The 3,148-nt window shown below is 37.8% G+C and carries 2 protein-coding genes; both read left to right on the forward strand.

The genetic code is table 11. The features are described from left to right. Positions 1 to 2,531: phage tail tape measure protein (locus ACFFIS_RS09060; RefSeq protein ID WP_390187131.1), on the forward strand; the 2,531-nt coding region annotated here is incomplete at its 5' end. A gap of 15 nt (positions 2,532 to 2,546) precedes the next feature. Further along, positions 2,547 to 3,148, forward strand: a 602-nt coding sequence (locus tag ACFFIS_RS09065) for a distal tail protein Dit (protein WP_390187133.1), incomplete at its 3' end; no start/stop codon positions are given.

A 3,148-nucleotide genomic window follows, 5' to 3' on the forward strand; every position in this document is an offset into this window, starting at 1 on the left:
TAGGTTCTGAAATGAAATTAGTGACATCAGAATTTGATAGAAATGATAAATCGATTAAAGCTATAACAGCGAGAAATGCAGTATTAAATAAAGAGATTGATGCACAAAAGGAAAAAGTATCAACACTAGAAAAGGCTCTTGCCAATGCTGCTGAATCCTTTGGAGAAAATGATAGAAGAACACTTTCTTGGCAAACCCAGTTAAATAATGCGAATGCTGAGTTAAATAACTTAGAACGTGAACTGAAGGACTCACAAGAAGAAGTAAAGAATCTTAATCGAGAAAAAGTAGAAAAACTTGTGAATGGTTTAAAAACAGCGGGTGAAATTGCAGGTAAAGTATTAGTAGCCGGTTTAAAAGCAGCGGCTGCGGCAATGGCTGCAATCGGAACTGGGGCAGTCGCATCAGGTAAGTTTATAAAGGACTCTTTAAATGTTTATGGCGAATATGAAGATGCCATGAAGCAAGTTCAGGCAACAATGGGACTTACAGGCGAAGAAGGGGAAGAAGCCTTTAATAAATTATCTCAAGCAGCAAAAGATGCTGGAGCAACTACACGTTTCTCGGCATCAGAATCAGCTGAGGCATTAAATTATCTAGCTTTAGCGGGATATGATACAGAACAGGCGATTGGTGCATTACCTGGTGTGCTTACCCTTGCAGCTGCGGGTGATATGGATTTAGCAAGGGCATCTGACTTGGTGACAGATTCCATGGCTGCCTTAGGTCTTGAAATCGCTGATATGGACATGTACATGGACAAAATGGCGAAGACGTCACAAAAGTCAAACACAGATGTACAGCAATTAGGTGAAGGAATTCTTGTTGCGGGAGCGACAATGAAAAATGCTGGGCAAGATTTAGATACATTGAATGTGATGTTGGGAGTCCTAGCGAACCGCGGGATAAAAGGCGCAGAAGGTGGAACGAAACTTAGAAACATTATTATGTCTTTAACATCTCCCACTTCAGCTGCTGCAAAAGAATTAGAAAGTCTAGGCATAAGCGTTACTGATTCATCTGGGAATATTCGAGATATGAACGATATATTTACCGATTTAAATAAGGAACTCGATGGATTGTCAGAAGCGGATAAAATGAACGCATTAAGCAATATTTTCAATAAACAAGACCTAGCGGGTGTGAATGCTTTATTATCTGGAACTGGCGATGAGATGAATAATCTATATAAGGAACTTGAAAATGCCGATGGTGCCGCACAGCAAATGTCGGATACGATGGAGAGCGGTCTTGCAGGTTCGGTTCGAAGTTTAAAGTCAGCATATGAGGGATTACAAATCGTTATTGGAGAACAGTTTGCAGAAATGGCCCAAGGGGCAGTTGGTGATGTAACAGAATTAGTTCGAGATATAACTGAAATATTAAATGATGGAGTTCAAGAAGGTGATATTACCGCTATAGGCGAGAGAATATCATCTTTTTTAATACAAGGAATTAATCGAATTACAGAGTATATCCCAGATGCCATTAATATGATAGCCACGATGCTAACAGAACTGGTGAATGTATTGGTAGAACTTTTGCCTACTTTACTGCCACCTTTATTAGAAGGTGCAATTGCTTTATTAACAGGAATTATTGAAGCGATTGTAGGGAATATCGAGCCGTTAGTTGAGATGGTCGTATATTTAGTAACAACTGTTGCAGAGTTTATCATTGAAAATTTACCTATTTTAATTAATGCGGCTATCCAAATTGTTGTCGCATTAGCGAACGGAATAGCAGATGCCTTACCACAGCTAATTCCAGCAGTCATCGATGCAATCATTTTAATAGTAGATACGTTAATCAATAATTTAGGGCAAATATTAAATGCCGCTCTACGAATTATCATGGCATTAGCTGAAGGTATTGTTGCGGCATTACCCAGATTGATTGCAGCCTTACCACAAATTTTAAATTCCATTATTAACTTTATTACCTCAAACTTACCGATGATTATCGATATGGGGATCCATATCATTTTGCAATTAGTAGTAGGCATAATTAAAGCTATACCTTCCCTGGTCGCTGCTTTACCACAAATTGTGATGGCATTAATTACGGGAATAGGAAAAGCAGCAATTGCAATTGTCGAAATCGGTCGAAATATTGTACGTGGTCTTTGGGATGGAATTGCCTCCATGGTTACTTGGATCAAAGATAAAATCAGTAATTTTGTAGGTGGAATTGTAAGTGGAGTAAAAGGTTTACTTGGTATTAAATCTCCATCAACTGTATTTGCTGGTATTGGTGATGATATGGCTCAAGGTTTAGGGGTTGGTTTTGATAAGGCAATGAGTCAAGTTTCTGAGGATATACAAGATGCAGTTCCGACAGATTTCGACATTCAATCAAACGTGAATGTAGGGGCAAACGGTATTACAACAAGTCAAGATGGATATGGATCATTAATTACGATCCAACAAATGATTGTCAGAAGTGAAGATGATATTAGAAAAGTTTCACAAGAATTATATAACTTAATTCAAACAGGGTCTCGAGCACAAGGGAGGTTCGTGCCAAGTTAGAAAGGAGTGGGATGAATGGGGTTTACATTTGATGGCGTTCATTCGAAAAACATGAAAATCACTGCAAGAATTGTTAGTTGGCAAGTTTCTCCCGCTCCTAGAAATGCATTTGAAGTTATACCTGGTCGAATGGGAATTGCCGATCTAGGTTCAGATACATCAGAAAAATATATCAAAGTCATTTGTAATATTTTTCCGCAGCATTCATTTACCGAAGTAATTCATCTATTGGATGATGTAGCTGAATGGTTGAACCCTAATTTAGGATTAAAACAATTAGTGCTAGACGATATTCCAAACAGATATTTTTTAGCACGTTTAGTAGAGGAAGTGGATTGTGAACGAATATTAAGAAGTGCAGGTTCCTTTGAACTTACATTTGTTTGTCCAGACCCTTATGGTTATGCGATTACAGATGAGCAATTTACGATTAATTCTACTGGTAGCCATGTAGTTGAAAGAGAGTTAGGCAATATAGAATCTTTCCCGATATATCGAATGAAAGGAAATATCAGTAGTTCAAGTTCAACATTTTTAACGGTTACCACAAATGGCGAAAGTTTAAAAGTTAATGGACCATTATCATCAAATGAAATATTAATCGTTGATAGTGGATT

It is taken from the genome of Paracerasibacillus soli (genome assembly GCF_042432965.1).
Classification (GTDB): Bacteria; Bacillota; Bacilli; order Bacillales; family Amphibacillaceae; genus Paracerasibacillus; species Paracerasibacillus soli.